Annotated in this window: 5 protein-coding genes; 3 read left to right on the top strand and 2 right to left on the bottom strand. The window is 26.3% G+C overall.

Translation table 11 applies throughout. The features are described from left to right. Positions 1 to 12 precede the first annotated feature (12 nt). Together VLM92_RS10230 and VLM92_RS10235 are read right to left on the bottom strand one after the other, a co-directional pair. Positions 13 to 174, bottom strand: a complete 162-nt coding sequence (locus tag VLM92_RS10230) for a hypothetical protein (RefSeq protein ID WP_325276244.1) — start codon at positions 172 to 174, stop codon at positions 13 to 15. Positions 175 to 423: 249 nt separating this feature from the next. After that, positions 424 to 597, bottom strand: a complete 174-nt coding sequence (locus VLM92_RS10235) for a hypothetical protein (protein ID WP_325276245.1) — start codon at positions 595 to 597, stop codon at positions 424 to 426. 400 nt (positions 598 to 997) lie between these two features. On the opposite strand from VLM92_RS10235, the gene VLM92_RS10240 reads away from it, so the two are divergent. From VLM92_RS10240 to VLM92_RS10250, 3 genes are all read left to right on the top strand, one after another. Further along, complete coding sequence (locus VLM92_RS10240) at positions 998 to 1,141, top strand: hypothetical protein (RefSeq protein WP_325276246.1); 144 nt, start codon at positions 998 to 1,000, stop codon at positions 1,139 to 1,141. Further along, positions 1,131 to 1,724: a replication initiator protein A gene (locus VLM92_RS10245; protein WP_325276247.1), complete on the top strand. Its 594-nt coding sequence runs from the start codon at positions 1,131 to 1,133 to the stop codon at positions 1,722 to 1,724. The genes VLM92_RS10240 and VLM92_RS10245 overlap by 11 nt, the downstream gene beginning before the upstream one ends. A gap of 319 nt (positions 1,725 to 2,043) precedes the next feature. After that, positions 2,044 to 2,271 (top strand): hypothetical protein, encoded by a 228-nt coding sequence (locus VLM92_RS10250; protein ID WP_325276248.1) that lies wholly within the window; start codon positions 2,044 to 2,046, stop codon positions 2,269 to 2,271. Positions 2,272 to 2,888: the final 617 nt, after the last annotated feature.

Genomic DNA, 2,888 nt, shown 5'->3' on the forward strand with positions numbered 1-2,888 from the left:
ATAACATACCCCCTACATAAATATTGCACTTTCTGAAACTATTTCCATCATACTTAGATCAAGTGTAGCTGCTGCTATTATTAAAGCTGCTGCTATTAAAACCATTTTTATATTTTGTGAAGCTGAATTACCTTTATTGAAGTCTTTATCATTAAATTTATAAGTTTTAGTCATTGTCAAATTCCCCCTGTGTGTTGTGCTACATACCAACTATTCTTTCTAATATTATATGCAGCTTGTATTTTGTTTATACTTATACTATGCAATTTGTGCTAAAGTTGTGCTACAATATTAATATAAAATATTTAGGTATTTTAAAAAGATAATCGTATAATAATAGTAGTAATAGTAGTAGGTGTTGGTGGCACTACTACTTATTTTTTTTTGCAATAAAAAAGCTAGGTTTTACCCTAGCCTTTACAATTAAATTAATTTGTTTAAAATGCTATTACATATTTCTAGTTCTTGTTTTAAGTTTTCAGCTGCTGCTAAATCTTTTTCATCTTCTATTAAGTTAATGATCCATGTTATCTTGCTATCTATTAAATTATTTATTACTTCAACCTCTAAGTCTGTAAGCAGATTATTATTATTCATTTTGTACCCCCTAAAATTTGGCTATACTTATACTATGCATTTGTTGCACATTGTGTTACAAATTTAATAAATCTTTTCAACTAGGTACTTGGTAATTTTTACCATTACTTTATCCACATTATCCACAGGACTATACCTATTGCAATAACTTTGATAGATGGAATCCAACTTTCTGGAAAGTTTAAATAAAGCTATCAATAAAGCTTAAATCCAACTCTCAAGAAGGTTTAAATCCGCCTAGTAATAAGACTTATATATTAATACTTAAATAACAATACTTATATATATTTAGTCGCTTTCGCTCTTCGCATAAAAATAAATTTTAAATTTATGAATAAGTAGTTTACAAGTTGGCAAGTTTATAATATAATATAATTAAGATTAGAAAGTAGGTGATTAAGTGAGGAAGCAACTAGGAGTAAGAATTGACGAAAATGAGTATAAAAAAATAAAGATTATGCTTGTAGAGGAAAATAAAACTTTCCAAGATTATGTTTTAGAATTAATAAGGAAAGACATGGAGGAAAAAGAAAATGCTAAGTAAAAGACATAAAGCCAAAGATTTGGCTTCTCAACAGTTCTATAAGCTAGATAAATGGATATTAGCAGAAAGTAAATTAAAGAAGCTTAGTCCAACTGCAAAATTATTGTATGTAGTATTAAGAGATCGTGAAGAACTTTCTTTAAGAAACGCAAAAGACTTTACTGATAAAGAAGGATATATATTTCAATACTTTGACCAAGAAAAAGCTAGCGAGTTACTAGGAATATCATTAAGTGCCACTAAAAAAGCTTTTAAGGACTTAACGGAATATAACTTAATAGAATCAGTTAGGCAAGGACTAGGAAAGCCAAATAGACTATATATACTTGATTATGAAGTATCAGAAGATACAATGAAAGAATTAGCTTATGAAAATAAAAAAGTCGATACTCTACCACAGGCACCGACTAAAGAATCTAAAAATAATAAACCTAATAATAGTATATACCAAAATGATAAAAAAAATTCCAAGAAATATATGGGAAATAAAAACAAATTCAATAATTTCGATCAAAACTTTTTAGATGAATTTGAAGATGAAACTGACTTTGATACCTTAGTTACAAGCAATAAAAGAGCATAATAAAAAAGTAGTCTATAAAAAATATAGGCTACTTCCAAAACTAGAATGAAAATTAGATCAATTAGATGATAACACAAGATAGAATAAAATTAAAGGCATTAATAAAGTAATGAAATATAATTTTTATTTGCTTGTAAACTTGGAAATTTAATTTACTTACAAACAAATTACTTACAAGCAAATTAAGGAGAAATATAGAATATGAAAAAAGAAGAAATCAAGGAAAATCTATTTGCTATTTTTATTACAATAGGATTACTGTGTTTTATATGTCAAAATGGTTGGTAAAATAAAATAATTCTTTTAAGAGGTGAAACGTATGAATACAATTGAAGCACTTGAAAAAATAAGAGAAGGATATAGTGTTTATAATAAAATATATTGCGACTATTATAGAATAGATTATATTGCTTGGAGTTTAGATTATGGTTGCATATGTGGGTTTAAGAATAACTCAAAAAGTGAATTTCCACAAACTGTTGGAATATGTGTTGTTTTAGACAATTTGTATGAAGATGAATGGATAATAGTAGAAGATAAAAAATAAATTTTATAATTAAAATTAAAGGGGATTGAACATAAATGAAAAATATTACTAACAAGGATTTAGAAGTTATGATATTAACCTCTACACTAACATTATTTATAAGTGCTGCTGCAGCTAAAAGTTTATTAGCAATACTTGTAAATATAATTATGTAATATAAATACAAATGATAAAGGGGATTAGGGATTATGAATAAAAAGATATTAAATAACGTAGTATTTGCCATTACATTGCTACTTGCAAACACAATAGGTATATTTGGCATACAATTAGTAGCAAAGAGCATAGGAAGGTTTTAAATAGCTTTTACATACATTCTATTAGGGGGAATTAAATATGTATACAGTAGAGGGAATGAAATTAAAAGGAAATACGTTTAAATGAACTTATACTGACATAAATGTAGCACGATTTGAATACAATGTAACACAGTTGGTAAGTTTATATGTTGTATTAGCAGAAGAAAACGAAGGTTTATATAATCAATTAGATGTCTATTATAAAAAATAAAAGGAGTGTTTAAAATGTTAAGATTAAAAAATAATATAGGTATGGTAAAAGAATGTAAAATTGGATTTAGTTGGACTACTTTATTTTTCGGATTATTTGTTCCACTT

It is taken from the genome of Romboutsia sp., assembly GCF_035470145.1.
Taxonomy (GTDB): domain Bacteria; phylum Bacillota; class Clostridia; order Peptostreptococcales; family Peptostreptococcaceae; genus Romboutsia_D.

Bases quoted from the DNA above. Each gene is read 5' to 3' on its own strand.
- VLM92_RS10245 (WP_325276247.1), top strand. From the start codon at position 1,131: ATGCTAAGTAAAAGACATAAAGCCAAAGATTTGGCTTCTCAACAGTTC.
- VLM92_RS10250 (WP_325276248.1), top strand. From the start codon at position 2,044: ATGAATACAATTGAAGCACTTGAAAAAATAAGAGAAGGATATAGTGTT.
- VLM92_RS10230 (WP_325276244.1), bottom strand. From the start codon at position 174: ATGACTAAAACTTATAAATTTAATGATAAAGACTTCAATAAAGGTAAT.
- VLM92_RS10235 (WP_325276245.1), bottom strand. From the start codon at position 597: ATGAATAATAATAATCTGCTTACAGACTTAGAGGTTGAAGTAATAAAT.